This is a genomic window from Pseudomonas siliginis, assembly GCF_019145195.1.
In the GTDB taxonomy this organism is placed as follows: Bacteria; Pseudomonadota; Gammaproteobacteria; order Pseudomonadales; family Pseudomonadaceae; genus Aquipseudomonas; species Aquipseudomonas siliginis.
This window is the reverse complement of record NZ_JAHSTW010000008.1, coordinates 90,951-106,551: the sequence shown is the minus strand read 5'-3', so window position 1 is coordinate 106,551 and position 15,601 is coordinate 90,951. Positions and strand designations below refer to the sequence as shown.

Below are 15,601 nucleotides of genomic sequence, written 5' to 3'. Positions count from 1 at the left end.
CACAGCAGATTTAGCGCGTCGGGGGAGCCGAACCTTAGCGCGTCAGAGGCGGCTCGACAATGGGCAAACCGTGCTTTAGTCCAGCGCTGGCTGCGCAAAAGCCTTGCGCAGGTTGTCGTGGGAGAACTCTTCGGCGTGCTCCTCGACCCACTGCAGGGCCAGCGCCTGACTATCCTGCAGATCGTCGTGGCTGTCCTGCATGCGCGAATAGCGTTCGATCTGACACACCTGCTCACCCATTCGCGCGCTGAACAGGGTCTGTTCGTCAGTGAAGGCGATGCCCACCAGATAGCCTTTTTTACGGCGCAGACACCAGGCCACATAGCCCGGATAACAGAAGTCGGCATTCAGCGTCGGCATGCGCACTTGCAGCGCAGTGCCGTGGCGCCAGGCGCGGTGGTAATTGCAAGCGATGCCGCCGAGGCTGATAGTGTGCAGCTGTTGTCTGGAAATGCATTCAGGCTTGAGTAACGTCAATTCAACCGGCACTTCGTCCGGATGAGGAATGAAACGTCCCATGAGCACAGACTCCCTGTGTCGGCCATCTGACATTGTTTCCCCCAGTATAGTGGTCGAATCCGAGCTGACCGACTTCGACGCCGACCAGCGGCTGCTGGCGATGCGCGGCGTTTCTCTGGTGATCTTCACCAGCGTCGGCTGCACCAGTTGTCGTTATGCCCGCGAGGTGTTGCCGGGCATGCCACTGGCGATCGATCGGCTGTGCTGGATCGACGCCGGCAACAACGGCGGCCTGGTCGAGCGTTATCAGGTGTTTCATTTGCCGGCGCTGTTTGTGGTGCGCGACGGCGAGTTCTTTGGCGCAGTGCACACTCGTCTGACGGTTGACCAAATCAACCAGGCAGTGGCGCAGGCGCTGGGTCGAATTGCAGAGGAGTTGCCATGAGCGAGACAGTCAGCAAACCGGTGGTGGGGATTATCGGCACCGGTGCAATCGGCGGGTTCTACGGGGTGATGCTGGCGCGTGCCGGTTTCGATGTGCATTTCTTGTTGCGCAGCGAATTCTCGGCAGTGGCTGAGCGCGGTTTGCAGATCAACAGTGCGGTGCACGGGCCGTTGACGTTGAATCCGGCCAATGCCTATTCCGCTGCCGAAGACATGCCACCCTGTGACTGGCTGCTGGTCGGCACCAAGACCACCAGCAACGCCGGTCTGGCCCCGGCGATCGTTCAGGCCGCCAAACCTGACGCAAAAGTGCTGTTGCTGCAGAACGGTCTGGATGTCGAAGACAGCCTGCGACCACTGTTGCCGGATTCGCTGCATCTGCTCGGTGGTCTGTGCCTGATCTGCGTGCACCGCGAGGGTCCGGGGCAGATTACCCATCAGGCCCTTGGCGCGGTGAATGTCGGTTATCACAGCGGCTCGGCCATTGATGAAGTAGCGCGCATGGCGATCGTCGAGGAGGGAGCCGGACTGTTCCGTGCCGCCGGCATCGACTCGCAGGCGATGGCCAACCTGCATCAGGCGCGCTGGCAGAAACTGGTGTGGAATATTCCCTATAACGGACTTTCGGTATTGCTCGGCGCGGGAACCGAAGCGCTGATGGCTGATGCTGACAGCCGCCTGTCGATTCAGGCGTTGATGGCGGAAGTGGTTCAGGGTGCCAAGGCCTGTGGTTACGAGATCCCGCCCGGCTATGCCGAGTACCTGTTCACCATGACAAAAAAAATGCCCGATTACTGGCCGAGCATGTACCACGACTTTGCACACAAACGCCCACTGGAGCTGGAGGCGATCTACGCCCGGCCACTGGCGGCGGCGAAAGCGGCGGGCTGCGAGTTGCCGCGCATCGAGGCGTTGTATCGTCATTTGGGTTTTATCGACCGACGCAATACCTGAGTCGGTTGTTCTGGGGGAAGGCATGGGCAATAACATCGATGACAAACTGGTGCTGGCGATTTCCTCGCGCGCCTTGTTCGACCTGAGCGAAAGCCACAAGGTCTACCTGTCGAGCGGCGTCGAAGCCTATCGGCAATATCAGATCGAGCACGAAGACGAAATCCTCGCGCCGGGCGATGCGTTCCCGCTGGTGGAAAAACTCCTGAGCCTGAACAGTCGCCTCGGCCGCGCGCGGGTCGAGGTGATTCTGGTTTCCCGCAACAGCGCCGACACCGGTCTGCGCGTGTTCAATTCGATTCATCATTACGGCCTGGCGATTTCTCGTGCGGCGTTCGTCGGCGGGCGCAGTCCGTACCCTTATCTGAAAGCGTTTGGCTGCGACCTGTTTCTCTCGACCCACGCTGAAGACGTGCGTGCGGCGCTAGACGCCGGGTTCGCCGCCGCCACGATTCTGTCCGGTGGCGCCAGCCGCGCGGCCAGCGATGAATTGCGTATCGCCTTCGACGGTGACGCGGTGATCTTCTCGGACGAGTCCGAGCGCGTTTATCAGTCCGGCGGCCTGGAAGCGTTTCAGGCCAAGGAACGCGAATCGGCACGCGAGCCTTTGCGCGGTGGGCCGTTCAAGGGCTTTCTGGCAGCGCTTAATCTGTTGCAGCGCGAGTTTCCCGATGACGATTGCCCGATCCGCACGGCGCTGGTGACCGCGCGTTCGGCGCCGGCCCATGAGCGGGTGATTCGCACCTTGCGGGAATGGGATATTCGTCTCGATGAGTCGCTGTTTCTCGGTGGCCTGACCAAATCGGCGTTCCTCGAAGCCTTCGCCGCCGACGTGTTCTTCGATGACCAGACCGGCCATTGCGAACTGGCTCGCGAAGTGGTCGCCACCGGCCATGTGCCCCATGGCATCAGCAACGAACCGTCGATCTAGAGCCTTTTCATTCAGGACGTTGCGTCGCACGTCGTACTCGCCAAGGCACTGCTAAGCTGAATCAATCTCCGCCATCGTTGGCTCGCGAGGAGGTCCCATGATTCGCTCAATGCTGTATGCCACCGACCTCGGTCTGTACGCACCGTTCGTGATGCAGCATGCCCTGGCCTTGGCGCGCACCTTCAATGCCGATCTGTATGTAGTACACGCGGTGGAACCCATGGGCCTGTTTGCCGAGTCGGTGCTGCAAAGCTATCTCGACGAACAGGCATTGAACGAATTCCATAGTCAGGGTCTGAAAACAGTCATCGCCAATATCGAACAACGGGTGCTCGACAGCTTTCGTGAAGAACTGGGGGACGACGGCGAACAGGATCTGCAACGCATTCGCGCGGTGCGCGTGCTGCAGGGCGACCCGTCGCAGGTGATTCTCGACCAGGTGCACAAGCTCTCGGTCGATCTGCTGATCGTCGGCAGTCACAGCCATGGCGTCGGCGCGGAAACGCCGTTGGGGCGCACGGCGGCGCGGGTCCTGCAATTGGCCAAGGTGCCGGTCTATCTGGTGCCGCTGATGGAACGCCGGCGGCGTGAGGATCGCTGAAGCAGGAATAATGGCGTTTTGATAAAAAAGTTCTAGATTTATTCTTCGAACCATTAATATAGTTATATACCGTCGCTGATGCCCGTGGCGTCTACCTGCTTTGAGGGATTGATATGAAGCTTCAACAACTGCGCTACATCTGGGAAGTGGCGCACCACGACCTCAACGTTTCCGCTACCGCTCAAAGCCTGTACACCTCGCAACCGGGCATCAGTAAGCAGATCCGCCTGCTGGAAGACGAGCTGGGCGTCGAAGTCTTCGCCCGCAGCGGCAAGCACCTGACCCGCGTCACCCCGGCCGGCGAGCGCATCATCACCACCGCTGGCGAGATCCTGCGCAAAGTCGAAAGCATCAAGCAGATTGCCCAGGAATTCTCCAACGAGAAAAAGGGCACCCTGTCGATCGCCACCACCCACACCCAGGCGCGTTATGCGCTGCCGCCGGTGATCAGCAATTTCATCAAGCAATACCCGGACGTGGCCCTGCACATGCATCAGGGCTCGCCGATGCAGATCGCCGAAATGGCCGCTGACGGCACCGTCGATTTCGCCATTGCCACTGAAGCGCTGGAGCTGTTCGGCGATCTGGTGATGATGCCGTGCTATCGCTGGAACCGCTGCGTGGTCGTACCCCATGGCCATCCGCTGACCAAGCTGCCGAAGCTGACCCTCGAAGCGCTGGCCGAATATCCGATTGTTACTTACGTGTTCGGTTTCACCGGCCGTTCCAAGCTCGATGAAGCCTTCAGCCATCGTGGCCTGACGCCGAAAGTGGTGTTCACCGCTGCTGACGCCGACGTGATCAAAACCTACGTGCGTCTGGGGCTGGGCGTGGGCATCGTGGCTAAAATGGCGGTCGATACCAAACTCGATAACGACCTGGTGGTGCTGGATGCCAGCGAGTTGTTCGAGTCGAGCATCACCAAGATCGGTTTCCGTCGTGGCACCTTCCTGCGTGGCTTCATGTGCGACTTCATCGAGAAATTCGCCCCGCACCTGACCCGCGAAGTCATGGCCAAGGCCATTCAGTGCCACAACAAGCAAGAGCTGGAAGAACTGTTCGACGGCGTCGAACTGCCCGTTCACTAAGCACCCGCTTCAGAGCACCTCGGTGACAGCAAATTGTTGCCGGGTGCCCGCCACCAGAATCTCCACCTCATCGCCCTCGAACTTGCCCAGCAGGCTTTTGCCCAGTGGCGAGCGTGGGGTGATGACGGTAACCGGCTGACCCACCACGTCGACTTTCAGCCCCGCCGCATCCGGCGCCAGAAACAGCCATTGCTCGCGACCCTTTTCGTCCTCCAGACCGAGCAGGGCGCCGACTTCGATGCCGCGATTTTCATCGTAGGCACGCAACGTCAGGTTCTGACACAGCGCCAGTGACTGACGGATTTCCTCAACCCGTTTCGCCTGACCCGCCGCCAGATACGACGCCTCCAGCCCCAGCGTGTCGTACTTGTTTTCGGCGATGTTTTCTTCGTGGGTCGCAGTTTCGTAAGCGGTTTGCGCGGCGCGTTCGGCGATGTCGAGGTCGATGCGCAGCTTGTCGAGAATCAACTGGTGGACGCTGTGTTTGTTCATGATCAATCGCAGAATTGCAAAACGTTGGCGCGGCTCTTTTCGGTCGGCGCGGTCTGGTCCTGCTGCAGCCAGAACTGGCATTTCGGATTGGACGCATTACGCGAATTGGCGCGCGCCTGATCCAGTCGGGCCTGCTGTTCATTCTTGCGCAGGTTTTCTTCGTACTGTTGGAACAGCGGACTTTGCGGCGGAATGTCCGGCTGAACCTGCACGGGCGCCACAGCCGGGGGATTGACGCGCTGCTGCACCGCTTGCGCGACAGGGGCCATCTGCTCGGGAAAGATAAAGCGCGAAAGCAGCCAGCAGGTCAGCGCAATCGCCAGGAACCCCAGCCACAGGCCCAGCGCGATGCTGCCGGTCAGATGCAGCGCGCTAAGCTGAACAGGCAAGGGACGACGGGGATTGGGACGGTAGGGCATGGCGGCCTCCTGGCGGATGGTTGCGGGCAAGCGGCGATTGTCGCACGAAGATTAATCGCCGTCGGCTCTTCTGCGCGAGCGCATTTATGCGGACAATCGAGGTTTTTTGCCAACGGGAGAACGGCATGGCTGAAGCGAAACCCCGCTGGGATATTTTTTGCACCGTGGTCGATAACTTCGGCGACATCGGCGTGACCTGGCGCCTGGCCCGGCAACTGGTGGCCGAGCATGCCTTGCCGGTGCGCCTGTGGGTGGATGATCTGCGCGCGTTCGAGCGCCTCTGTCCTGAGATCGATATTGATCTTGCGCAGCAATGGCAGCAGGGCGTCGAGGTGCGTCAGTGGCCGAGCGAATGGCTGCACGCCGATGCGGCCGACGTAGTCATCGCCGCCTTCGCCTGTCAGTTGCCCGCCGACTACATGGACAGCATGGCTGCGCGGGAAACGCCGCCGCTGTGGCTCAACCTCGATTATCTCAGCGCCGAAGACTGGGTCACCGGCTGCCATGGCTTGCCGTCGGTGAAATACAAAACGGTGCAGAAGTTCTTCTTCTTTCCAGGCTTCAAACCGGGCACCGGTGGCCTGCTGCGCGAATGCGGACTGCTCGAACAGCGTCGGCAGTTTCAGCAGGATCGGCCGGCTCAGCGACATTTCCTGCAAGGCCTGGGCATTGATCCTGCGCCCGATGCGCAACTTATCTCGCTGTTTGCTTATGAAAATGCCGGGTTGGCCAGTTGGCTGGATGTGCTGGCGGCCGATGCACAGGCAACTCACCTGCTGGTGCCGGAAGGGCGGATTCTCGGCGATGTGGCGCGTTGGCTGAATGTGGAAACCCTGACGGTCAGCGCGATTCATGTGCGCGAGTCCCTGACCGTGCAAGTGCTGCCGTTCGTCCGTCAGGATCAATACGACCACCTGCTCTGGTGTTGCGATTTCAACGCGGTGCGCGGTGAAGACTCATTCGTGCGCGCGCAATGGGCGGGGCGGCCGATGCTCTGGCACATCTATCAGCAGGACGATGACATCCATCTGGACAAGCTCGACGCTTTCCTCGCGCTCTACACTCACGGCCTTTCCCCCGCTGCGGCGCAGGCGATGAACGGTCTGTGGCGAGCGTGGAGCGCCGGGCAACCGATCGGTGAGCACTGGCTGGCGGTGCGAAATCATTGGCCGGAACTCGAGGAAAATGCCGAGGCATGGTGTCTGGAACAGGCCTTGCAGGCGGATCTTGCCACGGCGCTGGTACAGTTTTATGTAAATTGGATATGATACGCGGCCTAGATTTTTGTAAATCCCATCCAAATTCGGATATTCGCAATGAAAACTGGTAAAGAACTCAAACCCGGTACCGTGATCCGTATCGACAACGATCCTTGGCTGGTTCAGAAAGCTGAATTCACCAAGTCGGGCCGTAACAGCGCGATCATGAAGACCAAGCTGAAGAACCTGCTGACCGGTTACAAGACCGAAACCGTTTACGGTGCGGACGACAAACTGGACGACGTGATCCTGGATCGTAAAGAAGCCACCCTGTCGTTCATCAGCGGTGACACCTACACGTTCATGGACACCACTGACTACACCATGTACGAGCTGAACGCCGAAGACATCGAAAGCGTTCTGCCTTTCGTTGAAGAAGGCATGACCGACGTTTGCGAAGCCGTGTTCTTCGAAGAGCGTCTGGTTTCCGTAGAACTGCCGACCACCATCGTGCGTCAGGTTGACTACACCGAAGGCTCCGCTCGCGGTGACACTTCCGGCAAGGTGATGAAGCCTGCCAAACTGAAGAACGGTACCGAGCTGTCGGTTGCCGACTTCATCGAAATCGGCGACATGATCGAGATCGATACCCGCGAAGGCGGTTCCTACAAAGGCCGTGCGAAATAAGCACTGCTTTTTGCGGAAAGAAAAAACCCGACCATTGAGTCGGGTTTTTTTGTGCCTGCGCTTTGAGTTTCACACCTGTCCCATGTGGGAGCGAGCCTGCTCGCGAATGCGGTGTGTCATTCAATGACGCGCTGTATGACGGGACGCTTTCGCGAGCAGGCTCGCTCCCACAATGGGACGGTGGTTACTTCAAGTGTTGCTTCAGTTCTTCAGACGCCTGCAACATCGCCGAGCGCACCGCAGGCACCTGGCTGACCACGTTGAGCAAACCGTAATCGTGGATCATGCCGTTGAACCGCACCGACGTAACCGGTACTCCGGCCTCGTCGAGTTTGCGCGCATAGGCTTCGCCTTCATCACGCAACACGTCGGCGCTGGCAGTCTGCACCAGTGCAGGCGGCAGGCCTTTGAGCTGTGCGGTAGTAGCGCGCAGCGGTGAAGCGTAGATCTCGTTGCGCTGCTTGGCGTCGGTGGTGTAGTTGTCCCAGAACCACTTCATCATGTTGCGGGTGAGGAAGTGCCCTTCGGCGTACTGGTTGTACGAACCGGTGTCGAAGTTGGCATCGGTCACCGGCCACAGCAGCACCTGGAATTTGATCGCCGGGGTGCCCTTGTCCTTGGCCATCAGCGCAACCACTGCGGCCATGTTGCCGCCGACGCTGTTGCCGGCCACGGCCAGGCGCTTGCCGTCGACATTGATCTCTTTACCGTGTTCTGCCACCCATTTGGTCGCAGCGTAGGCCTGGTTGATCGCCACCGGGTAATGCGCTTCCGGCGAAGGGGTGTAATTGACGAACACCGCCGCCGCCCCCGAACCGACCACGAGATCGCGCACCAGACGTTCGTGAGTCGGGAAGTCTCCCAGCACCCAGCCGCCGCCGTGGAAGAACATGAACACCGGCAGCTCACCCTTGACCCCGGCCGGCCGGACGATGGTCAGGCTCAGCGGTTGACCATCGACCTGGATGGTCTTCTCGCTGACATCGGCTTTGGGCAACGTCAACTTGACCCCGGACTGCGCGCCGACCAGCACGGCGCGGGCATCCTTGGGCGACAGCTGCTCGATCGGCTTGCCGCTGCCTGAATTCAGCGCATCGAGGAATGCCTGGGTGCTGTGTTCGACATCACCGGCGAAAGCGCTGTGTACCGAAAGGGCGAGAAGGGTACCGGTCAAGACTTTGCTGAAGGTGTTCATGTTCATTTTTCCTTGTTCGGGCCGGGGGCTTGAGTGATTACACAGTCACGTGCAGACGGACATCGACGTTGCCACGGGTGGCGTTGGAGTACGGGCAGACCTGGTGAGCGGCGTCGACCAGCGACTGCGCATCGGCTTGTTCCAGACCTGGCAGGCTGATGTGCAAATCGATGTCCAGACCGAAACCGCCAGGGATCTGACCGATGCCGACATGGGCGGTGATCGACGCGTCGTCAGGAATCTTGCGCTTGGTCTGGCTGGCGACGAATTTCAGTGCGCCGATGAAGCAGGCCGAGTAACCGGCAGCGAACAGTTGCTCAGGGTTGGTCGCCGCACCGCCAGCACCGCCGAGTTCTTTCGGGGTGGCCAGTTTGACGTCGAGTACGTTGTCGCTGGAGATCGCACGACCGTCACGGCCGCCAGTGGAAGTTGCGATTGCGGTGTAGAGAGTTTGCATGGTGTGAGCCTCATGGGTTGTGGTTTTGTGCGCTAATTGTTTGCGCGCTAAGTAGGTGTGGAGAGAATGTATAGCGCTAATGTTTAGTGCGCAAGATAAATTTTTTAACAAAAAGCACGTTTTGCTCAAGGCCATAGCGTGGCAGGGGCGGATAAAGCTTGATTTAGAGCGCTTGACGAGGGAATTCAGGCGGGGAAAATAATTTTTTTGGCGCTGAAATCACTGTGGGAGCGAGCCTGCTCGCGAAGGCTGTGGAACATTCAACGACTCGCTGTCTGATCGGACGCTTTCGCGAGCAGGCTCGCTCCCACAGGGGAATGTAGCGGGGCTTAATTCAGGCTGTCTTGCAGATGCCCGCGCAGCGCTTGCAGCTCGGCCTGCAACTTCTGCAGACGTTCAAAGGTGAAGCCACTGGCGCCAAGAATGCACTGCGGCACGGTCTGCGCCTTGTCGCGCAAGGCGCGGCCTGCTGCGGTCAGTTCGACAATCACCACCCGCTCATCTTCACGACTGCGGGTGCGGCTGAGCAGGCCTTCGGCTTCCAGACGCTTGAGCAATGGCGTCAGCGATCCCGGATCGGTCAGCAGGCGTGCGCTGATTTCTCCGACAGTCAGACCGTCCTTCTCCCACAACACCATCATCGCCAGATACTGCGGATAGGTCAGGCCCAGCGCCTGCAACAGCGGCTTGTAGACCTTGGTCATCATCAGCGAGGTCGAGTGCAGGGCGAAGCACGCCTGATTGTCGAGCAGAAGGTCGTCGCAGTTGTCGCGTTCGCAAGTCATTGTCAAAGCCTTGATCGTTGATCGTTTTTTAATCTAGCGCTCGAATCTTTAAGGCGCCAGATAAATATGTCCGGCGTCAGTGCCGGGCGAATTGCCGTTGCAGCGCCAGATCCCACGGCGGCACCGGGCTGAAGCGGGTTTTTAGATATTCCAGCAATAACCGACTGCGCGAATGGACCTGCTGTTCCATGCGCAGCGCGTAAATGCCGGTGGACTCCGGCGGCGGCAGGCCATTTTCGCAGAACAGTGGCACCAGTTCGCCACGCAGCAGGTATTCGCTGGCCAGCCAGGTCGGCAAGTGTGCGACGCCCAGACCCGCCGCCGCGCCACACGCCAGAGCCTCGGCATTGTTGGCGCTCAGCCGCACCCGCGATGGCCGGTGCAGTTGCATTTGCCCGTCCACTTCGAATTTCCAGGCAAACGGCGGCGCAAGGCCCTCCCAGTCGAGCCCGTCGTGTTCGCTCAACTGCGCCGGGTGCTCGGGCACGCCGCGCTGCTTGAGATAGTCAGGGCTGGCGCAGGCGACGCGGACCATGCTCGCCAATGGCGTGGCGACCAGGCGCGAGTCGGCCAATTGTCCGGTCCGCAGCACCAGATCGACCTTGCCCAGGCTGCTGCCGGCCATGTCGCTGAAGCTGTCGATCAGGTGCATCTGCACATCCAGTCCCGGGTACAGCAGGAGAAAATCGGCAATTACCGGCGCCAGATGTCGCCGCTCGAAAGCTGCTGGCGCATCGATGCGGATCAGGCCTTCCGGTGCGCTGCTCAACGACACCGCTTCGGCACGCGCCAGTTGCAACTCGGCAATGATCCGTCGCGCCCGTTCGGCGAAGGCCAGACCGGCCGAAGTCGGCAGCACGGCATGGGTGCTGCGTACGAACAGCTGACTGCCGACGGCACTTTCCAGGCTGTCGATGCGCCGGGCTACGGCGGAAGGTGTCAGCGGATGGCGGCGCGAAGCGGCAGAAAAGCTGCCACTCTCCAGCACATCGAGAAACAGGCCGAGTTGATCGGTCAATTGGTTGGGATTCATGGAGACCACGCTTGTGCAAAATCGGCACAGCCATTGTGCGTTGCTATGCGTTTCCCCTCTAGGCGCGAGTGCGTAGCATTGGTTGCCTGTCGTTAGAGGATTACCGTTGTGATGGATTTTCTGTTGTACCTGCTGTTCGGCGCCGCCCTGGGCACATTGGGCGGGATTTTTGGCATTGGCGGTGGCTTGATCGCGATTCCGTTGCTTGGTGTTTGGTTTGGGCTTGATCAGCAGATCGCCCAAGGTACGGCGCTGGTGATGGTAGTACCGAACGTAATGCTGGCGCTGTGGCGTTATCACCAGCGCAATCGCATCGAATTGCGCCATGCGCTGCCGCTGGCTGTGATGGGTTTCTGCTTTGCCTGGCTCGGCTCGATCTGGGCGGTGGGCATCGATGCGCAGACCATGCGCATCGGGTTTGTCGCCTTTCTGGTGGCACTGTCGGCCTACAACCTGTTGAAGATGTTCGGCCCGCGACCAGCGCCGACTGCCGAGATGCGCTATTCGTGGCCGTGGTTGGGCGTGCTCGGCGCCGCCTCGGGGACCATGGGCGGTCTGTTCGGCGTCGGCGGCGCCGTGGTCGCCACGCCGGTGCTGACCAGCCTGTTCGGCACCAGCCAAGTGGTCGCTCAGGGATTGTCGCTGGCGCTGGCCCTGCCGAGCACTGGTGTAACCCTGGTGACCTATGCGGTGCACCACGAAGTCGACTGGATGATCGGTCTGCCTCTGGCGGTCGGTGGTCTGCTCAGCATCAGTTGGGGCGTGAAAGTTGCCCACGCCATGCCGGAAAAAATTCTGCGCGGGCTGTTCTGCGGCTTCCTCGTGCTGTGTGCGGTGATGCTCGCGTTTAAAGTTTGAAGCCCTCGACGATGTGCTCGGCCAGGCACTCGGTGATCGGCGACGGGTTGTTCAGATTGCGGATCAGCATGATGCTCGCCTCGGGCAGCAGCGGCAGGTCTTCGGCGGCGCCAAGGATGCGCATGTCCGGGGTAATCAGGCTTTCCAGTTGCGCGGTGATCGCCAGCCCTGCGCTGACCACGGCCATCAGCGCCGACAGGCTGCTGCTGTTGTAGGCGATGCGGTAATCGCGGCCCATCGCGTCCAGCGCATTGCACGCCCACAGGCGGCAGAAACAATCACTGTTGAACATCGCCAGGGGCAGCGGCGTTTGTTCGTGGGCGCTGAAGTTCTGCGCCTCGGCCCAGACAAAGCGCTCCTTGCGCAGCAACTGGCCGATCTCGTTGCCCGGCTCACGGGTGACGATCGACAAGTCCAGATCGGTGCGTTGCAGCAACTGCTTGCTCGACTCGCAATGCACTTCGATCTGGATCAGCGGATAGAACTGCGCGAACCGCGAGAGGATTCCCGGCAGAAAACGCATCACATAATCATCCGGCGTACCGATGCGCACGGTGCCGACCATGTGCGGCTCGCGCAGGGTGTTGAACACCTCACTGTGCAGTTTGAGGATGCGCCGCGCATAACCGAGCAGCACTTGGCCTTCAGCCGTAAGCCGCACCTGACGGCCATCGCGCTCGAACAGCTGGCGCTGCAACACGTCTTCTTCCAGGCGTTTCATCTGCATGCTCACCGCCGACTGGGTGCGGTTGACCATCTCGCCGGCACGGGTGAAACCGCCCTGATCGGCAATCGCGACGAAGGTGCGCAGGACATCGGTATCGATACTGGGGTAGGCGGACAATTGATGAATCTCCGTGATGCATGCCATCAGAAACATTCGTTGGATTGATCTTAGCGCCGGAGAGAGACTTGAGCCATCCACAAAAGGAGGCAAGACGATGAAAGGTCAAAGAGAGTATGCAAGCCAAGAACAGCTGTCTGGCCACGGCCATATCGTGTCCGATCTGCTGCACAAATTCAGCCGCTGGTATGAGCTGCATCGTGAACGGGAAATGCTCGCCGGTTTGAGCGATGAGGCGCTGAAGGACATCGGCATCAGCCGCGCAGATGTCGAGCATGAAACCGTGCGGCCGTTCTGGGACGACCCGATGCATAAATGATGAGGCTATCGCTACACAAACCCCTTTCAGGTGAGGTAGGTTGCGAGCAGACATGGAGGAATAAATGCCCGCGACAGTGTCCTTTTCCCTCAAACAGGCGCGACGTCTGGCGCTGGCCGCCCAAGGGTTCAACGGGCGCCAGCCGCCGACCGTCAATGCCAGTCATCTCAACCGGCTGATCGAACTGCTGGGCCTGCTGCAAATCGATTCCGTCAATGCCGTGGTGCGCTCGCACTACCTGCCGCTGTTTTCCCGTCTCGGTTGCTATCCATCTGACTTGCTCGACCAGGCTGCCTGGAGTTCGGGGCGTCGCCGTACGCTGTTCGAATACTGGGGCCATGAAGCGTCGCTGTTGCCGCTGTCGATGTACCCGTTGCTGGGTTGGCGCATGCAACGCGCCAAGCGTGGCGAAGACATCTATCAGCAACTGGCAAAGTTTGGTCGCGAACAGCAGGAAACCATTCGCCGTGTGCTGACTGCGGTAGAGGAGCGGGGTGCGCTTGGCGCCGGCAGTCTGTCGACCCGCGAAGACAAGGCCGGGCCATGGTGGGACTGGAGTGCCGAGAAACATGCGCTGGAATGGTTGTTCGCCGCCGGTGAGGTCACAGTGGCGGGGCGGCGCGGTTTCGAGCGCTTGTACGATTTGCCCGAGCGGGTGATTCCTGCGGCGATCCTGCAACAGCCCACGCCGGACGAGACCGAGGCACAACGCGGTTTGCTGTTGCATGCGGCGCAAGCATTGGGCGTTGGTACGGAAAAAGACCTGCGTGATTACTTTCGCCTGAGCCCTGCGGATGCGCGGCCGCGTCTGGCTGAACTGGTTGAGGCGGGGCAATTGCAGATGTGCGAAGTCGCTGATTGGCGGCAGATCGCCTATTGCCTGCCGGAGCCCAAAGTGCCGCGCAAGGTCATCGCCAGCGCGCTGCTGTCGCCGTTCGATTCGCTGATCTGGGAGCGCAGCCGCACCGAGCGTTTGTTCGATTTCCGCTATCGTCTGGAGATTTACACACCGCAGCCCAAGCGGGTGTATGGCTATTACGTGCTGCCGTTTTTGCACAATGAGCGGATCGCCGCGCGGGTTGATCTGCGTGCCGAGCGGGCGGCAGGGCAGTTGGCGGTGCATGCGGTGCATGAGGAAGAATCGGGACTGGACGAGGAGGGCATGCTGGCGCTGGCGCTGAATTTGCGGCGGATGGCGGGTTGGCTGGGGCTTGAGCGGGTGCAGTTGAATTGTCGACGGGAGAGTGCAGCTCGGCTTGGGGTGGCATTGGCGCAGATCGGGTGCGACTGAGCTGACGCCATCGCTGGCAAGCCAGACTCCCACAGGTTCTGTGCCGGATACATAAATTGCATACGACACGAACCCTGTGGGAGCGGGCTTGCCCGCGAAGAGGCCAGTTCAGGCAATAAAGAACGCCAACCTCATCGCCGAACCTGCTTCAGAGTCTCGGCAATCAAAAACGCCAATTCCAGCGACTGATCGGCATTCATCCGCGGATCACAGTGGGTGTGATAACGATCGGACAAGCCATCCTCGGTAATCGGCCGCGCGCCGCCGATGCACTCGGTGACGTTCTGTCCGGTCATCTCGATATGAATGCCGCCGGCATAACTGCCTTCCGCTTCGTGCACCTGGAAGAACTGCTTCACTTCGCCAAGGATCTGCGCGAAGTCACGGGTCTTGTAGCCGCTGCTGGCCTTGATGGTGTTGCCGTGCATCGGGTCGGAGCTCCACAGCACCTGCTTGCCTTCGCGCTGGACCGCGCGGATCAGTGCCGGCAGATGATCGCCGACCTTGTTCGCGCCCATCCGCGCGATCAGGTTCAAGCGGCCCGGATCGTTGTCCGGGTTGAGCACGTCGATCAGGCGGATCAGGTCATCAGGGTTCATGCTCGGGCCGACTTTGACGCCGATCGGGTTGTTCACCCCGCGCAGGAATTCGACATGCGCGCCGTCGAGCTGACGGGTGCGGTCGCCGATCCACAGCATGTGCGCCGAGCAATCGTAGTAATCGTTGGTCAGGCTGTCGCGGCGCACGAAGGCTTCTTCGTAGTTCAGCAGCAACGCTTCGTGGGCAGTGAAGAAACTGGTTTCGCGCAGTTGCGGCGAGCTGTCCATGCCGCAGGCGCGCATGAATGCCAAAGTTTCATCAATGCGGTCGGCGAGGTGGCTGTACTTCTCGGCCAGCGCCGAGTTGGCGATGAAATCCAGGTTCCACTTGTGCACTTGGTGCAGGTCGGCAAAACCACCCTGGGCGAAAGCGCGCAACAGATTCAGAGTCGCCGTTGACTGATGATAGGACTGCAGCAAACGCTCCGGATCCGGCACGCGGCTCTTTTCGTCGAAGCCGATGCCGTTGACGATGTCGCCACGGTAGGCCGGCAGGGTCACGCCGCCGATGGTTTCGTCGTTGGCCGAACGCGGCTTGGCGAACTGACCGGCCATGCGCCCGACCTTGACCACCGGGCAGCCAGCGGCGAAGGTCATGACGATCGCCATCTGCAGCAACACTTTAAAGGTGTCGCGAATCTTCGCTGCGGAGAATTCAGCGAAGCTTTCCGCGCAATCGCCGCCCTGCAACAGAAACGCGCGACCCTGGGTAACTTCGGCGAACTGGCGGCGCAGCTCGCGCGCCTCGCCGGCGAACACCAGCGGCGGATAGCTGGCCAGGGTCTGCTCGACCTGGCGCAGGTGCGCGGCGTCGGGGTATTGCGGTTGTTGCTGGATCGGCAGGGCGCGCCAGCTGTCAGGGCTCCACGGTTGGCTCATCACGGTCTCGAAGTTCGTACGCAGGGAAGCGCCATGTTAGCAGCAATTAGTGCGTGACCTGCTCCCGCCC

At 60.4% G+C, this 15,601-nt stretch carries 19 protein-coding genes; 10 read left to right on the top strand and 9 right to left on the bottom strand.

The features are described from left to right. Positions 1-75: 75 nt before the first annotated feature. Positions 76-519: a PilZ domain-containing protein gene (locus tag KVG87_RS16885; RefSeq protein WP_024013780.1), complete on the bottom strand. Its 444-nt coding sequence runs from the start codon at positions 517-519 to the stop codon at positions 76-78. Between KVG87_RS16885 and KVG87_RS16880 the strand changes: the two genes are divergently transcribed. The 5 genes from KVG87_RS16880 (at position 518) to cysB (ending at position 4,474) form a co-directional block, all read left to right on the top strand. Continuing rightward, positions 518-904: a thioredoxin family protein gene (locus KVG87_RS16880; protein ID WP_217851691.1), complete on the top strand. Its 387-nt coding sequence runs from the start codon at positions 518-520 to the stop codon at positions 902-904. The two genes, KVG87_RS16885 and KVG87_RS16880, sit on opposite strands and share 2 nt — an antisense overlap. Then, complete coding sequence (locus KVG87_RS16875; protein WP_217851689.1) at positions 901-1,857, top strand: putative 2-dehydropantoate 2-reductase; 957 nt, start codon at positions 901-903, stop codon at positions 1,855-1,857. The genes KVG87_RS16880 and KVG87_RS16875 overlap by 4 nt, the downstream gene beginning before the upstream one ends. 22 nt (positions 1,858-1,879) lie before the next feature. Next, complete coding sequence (locus tag KVG87_RS16870) at positions 1,880-2,785, top strand: 5'-nucleotidase (protein WP_076563726.1); 906 nt, start codon at positions 1,880-1,882, stop codon at positions 2,783-2,785. A 97-nt stretch (positions 2,786-2,882) separates the two neighbouring features. Next, on the top strand, positions 2,883-3,386 hold the full coding sequence (locus KVG87_RS16865) for a universal stress protein (protein WP_016770874.1): 504 nt from the start codon (positions 2,883-2,885) through the stop codon (positions 3,384-3,386). Positions 3,387-3,499: 113 nt separating this feature from the next. After that, positions 3,500-4,474, top strand: a complete 975-nt coding sequence (gene cysB, locus KVG87_RS16860) for an HTH-type transcriptional regulator CysB (protein WP_016770873.1) — start codon at positions 3,500-3,502, stop codon at positions 4,472-4,474. Between the two features lie 9 nt (positions 4,475-4,483). Here cysB and KVG87_RS16855 read toward each other — a convergent pair whose 3' ends face one another. Both KVG87_RS16855 and KVG87_RS16850 read right to left on the bottom strand, forming a co-directional pair. After that, on the bottom strand, positions 4,484-4,966 hold the full coding sequence (locus tag KVG87_RS16855; protein WP_071173126.1) for a GreA/GreB family elongation factor: 483 nt from the start codon (positions 4,964-4,966) through the stop codon (positions 4,484-4,486). 2 nt (positions 4,967-4,968) lie between these two features. Beyond that, positions 4,969-5,385, bottom strand: coding sequence for a hypothetical protein (locus KVG87_RS16850; protein WP_217851687.1), 417 nt, complete (start codon positions 5,383-5,385; stop codon positions 4,969-4,971). 125 nt (positions 5,386-5,510) lie between these two features. Here KVG87_RS16850 and earP point away from each other — a divergent pair, with 125 nt between their 5' ends. Next, complete coding sequence (gene earP, locus KVG87_RS16845; protein WP_217851685.1) at positions 5,511-6,653, top strand: elongation factor P maturation arginine rhamnosyltransferase EarP; 1,143 nt, start codon at positions 5,511-5,513, stop codon at positions 6,651-6,653. 48 nt (positions 6,654-6,701) lie between these two features. Next, a complete protein-coding gene (locus KVG87_RS16840) occupies positions 6,702-7,271 on the top strand; it encodes an elongation factor P (RefSeq protein WP_003226785.1) in 570 nt (189 codons plus the stop codon). Between the two features lie 184 nt (positions 7,272-7,455). Here the strand turns inward: KVG87_RS16840 and KVG87_RS16835 are convergent, their stop codons facing one another. The 4 genes from KVG87_RS16835 to KVG87_RS16820 all read right to left on the bottom strand — a co-directional run bounded on the left by KVG87_RS16835 (position 7,456) and on the right by KVG87_RS16820 (position 10,741). Then, positions 7,456-8,466: an alpha/beta hydrolase gene (locus KVG87_RS16835; protein WP_217851682.1), complete on the bottom strand. Its 1,011-nt coding sequence runs from the start codon at positions 8,464-8,466 to the stop codon at positions 7,456-7,458. Between the two features lie 37 nt (positions 8,467-8,503). Next, positions 8,504-8,923: an organic hydroperoxide resistance protein gene (locus tag KVG87_RS16830; protein ID WP_007940002.1), complete on the bottom strand. Its 420-nt coding sequence runs from the start codon at positions 8,921-8,923 to the stop codon at positions 8,504-8,506. 329 nt (positions 8,924-9,252) lie between these two features. Beyond that, positions 9,253-9,708: a MarR family winged helix-turn-helix transcriptional regulator gene (locus tag KVG87_RS16825; RefSeq protein ID WP_217851680.1), complete on the bottom strand. Its 456-nt coding sequence runs from the start codon at positions 9,706-9,708 to the stop codon at positions 9,253-9,255. A gap of 76 nt (positions 9,709-9,784) precedes the next feature. Then, positions 9,785-10,741, bottom strand: coding sequence for a LysR family transcriptional regulator (locus tag KVG87_RS16820; RefSeq protein WP_217851678.1), 957 nt, complete (start codon positions 10,739-10,741; stop codon positions 9,785-9,787). Between the two features lie 111 nt (positions 10,742-10,852). Here KVG87_RS16820 and KVG87_RS16815 point away from each other — a divergent pair, with 111 nt between their 5' ends. Continuing rightward, complete coding sequence (locus KVG87_RS16815; RefSeq protein WP_221264894.1) at positions 10,853-11,599, top strand: sulfite exporter TauE/SafE family protein; 747 nt, start codon at positions 10,853-10,855, stop codon at positions 11,597-11,599. On the opposite strand, the gene KVG87_RS16810 is transcribed toward KVG87_RS16815, so the two are convergent. Next, positions 11,589-12,443: a LysR substrate-binding domain-containing protein gene (locus KVG87_RS16810; RefSeq protein WP_172667885.1), complete on the bottom strand. Its 855-nt coding sequence runs from the start codon at positions 12,441-12,443 to the stop codon at positions 11,589-11,591. The two genes, KVG87_RS16815 and KVG87_RS16810, sit on opposite strands and share 11 nt — an antisense overlap. Positions 12,444-12,540: 97 nt before the next feature. On the opposite strand from KVG87_RS16810, the gene KVG87_RS16805 reads away from it, so the two are divergent. Continuing rightward, a complete protein-coding gene (locus KVG87_RS16805) occupies positions 12,541-12,762 on the top strand; it encodes a DUF1127 domain-containing protein (RefSeq protein ID WP_016770864.1) in 222 nt (73 codons plus the stop codon). Positions 12,763-12,826: 64 nt separating this feature from the next. Then, positions 12,827-14,053, top strand: a complete 1,227-nt coding sequence (locus KVG87_RS16800) for a winged helix-turn-helix domain-containing protein (protein ID WP_217851676.1) — start codon at positions 12,827-12,829, stop codon at positions 14,051-14,053. A 131-nt stretch (positions 14,054-14,184) separates the two neighbouring features. On the opposite strand, the gene KVG87_RS16795 is transcribed toward KVG87_RS16800, so the two are convergent. Continuing rightward, on the bottom strand, positions 14,185-15,531 hold the full coding sequence (locus tag KVG87_RS16795; RefSeq protein WP_038861070.1) for a class II 3-deoxy-7-phosphoheptulonate synthase: 1,347 nt from the start codon (positions 15,529-15,531) through the stop codon (positions 14,185-14,187). Positions 15,532-15,601: the final 70 nt, after the last annotated feature.

What these genes read in the sequence shown, in the direction of transcription:
- KVG87_RS16850 (WP_217851687.1), bottom strand. Translation starts at nt 5,385, where the DNA reads ATGCCCTACCGTCCCAATCCCCGTCGTCCCTTGCCTGTTCAGCTTAGC.
- KVG87_RS16865 (WP_016770874.1), top strand. Translation starts at nt 2,883, where the DNA reads ATGATTCGCTCAATGCTGTATGCCACCGACCTCGGTCTGTACGCACCG.
- cysB (WP_016770873.1), top strand. Translation starts at nt 3,500, where the DNA reads ATGAAGCTTCAACAACTGCGCTACATCTGGGAAGTGGCGCACCACGAC.
- KVG87_RS16880 (WP_217851691.1), top strand. Translation starts at nt 518, where the DNA reads ATGAGCACAGACTCCCTGTGTCGGCCATCTGACATTGTTTCCCCCAGT.
- KVG87_RS16885 (WP_024013780.1), bottom strand. Translation starts at nt 519, where the DNA reads ATGGGACGTTTCATTCCTCATCCGGACGAAGTGCCGGTTGAATTGACG.
- KVG87_RS16805 (WP_016770864.1), top strand. Translation starts at nt 12,541, where the DNA reads ATGAAAGGTCAAAGAGAGTATGCAAGCCAAGAACAGCTGTCTGGCCAC.
- KVG87_RS16820 (WP_217851678.1), bottom strand. Translation starts at nt 10,741, where the DNA reads ATGAATCCCAACCAATTGACCGATCAACTCGGCCTGTTTCTCGATGTG.
- KVG87_RS16825 (WP_217851680.1), bottom strand. Translation starts at nt 9,708, where the DNA reads ATGACTTGCGAACGCGACAACTGCGACGACCTTCTGCTCGACAATCAG.
- KVG87_RS16815 (WP_221264894.1), top strand. Translation starts at nt 10,853, where the DNA reads ATGGATTTTCTGTTGTACCTGCTGTTCGGCGCCGCCCTGGGCACATTG.
- KVG87_RS16830 (WP_007940002.1), bottom strand. Translation starts at nt 8,923, where the DNA reads ATGCAAACTCTCTACACCGCAATCGCAACTTCCACTGGCGGCCGTGAC.
- KVG87_RS16800 (WP_217851676.1), top strand. Translation starts at nt 12,827, where the DNA reads ATGCCCGCGACAGTGTCCTTTTCCCTCAAACAGGCGCGACGTCTGGCG.
- KVG87_RS16795 (WP_038861070.1), bottom strand. Translation starts at nt 15,531, where the DNA reads ATGAGCCAACCGTGGAGCCCTGACAGCTGGCGCGCCCTGCCGATCCAG.
- KVG87_RS16870 (WP_076563726.1), top strand. Translation starts at nt 1,880, where the DNA reads ATGGGCAATAACATCGATGACAAACTGGTGCTGGCGATTTCCTCGCGC.
- KVG87_RS16835 (WP_217851682.1), bottom strand. Translation starts at nt 8,466, where the DNA reads ATGAACACCTTCAGCAAAGTCTTGACCGGTACCCTTCTCGCCCTTTCG.
- KVG87_RS16840 (WP_003226785.1), top strand. Translation starts at nt 6,702, where the DNA reads ATGAAAACTGGTAAAGAACTCAAACCCGGTACCGTGATCCGTATCGAC.
- earP (WP_217851685.1), top strand. Translation starts at nt 5,511, where the DNA reads ATGGCTGAAGCGAAACCCCGCTGGGATATTTTTTGCACCGTGGTCGAT.
- KVG87_RS16855 (WP_071173126.1), bottom strand. Translation starts at nt 4,966, where the DNA reads ATGAACAAACACAGCGTCCACCAGTTGATTCTCGACAAGCTGCGCATC.
- KVG87_RS16875 (WP_217851689.1), top strand. Translation starts at nt 901, where the DNA reads ATGAGCGAGACAGTCAGCAAACCGGTGGTGGGGATTATCGGCACCGGT.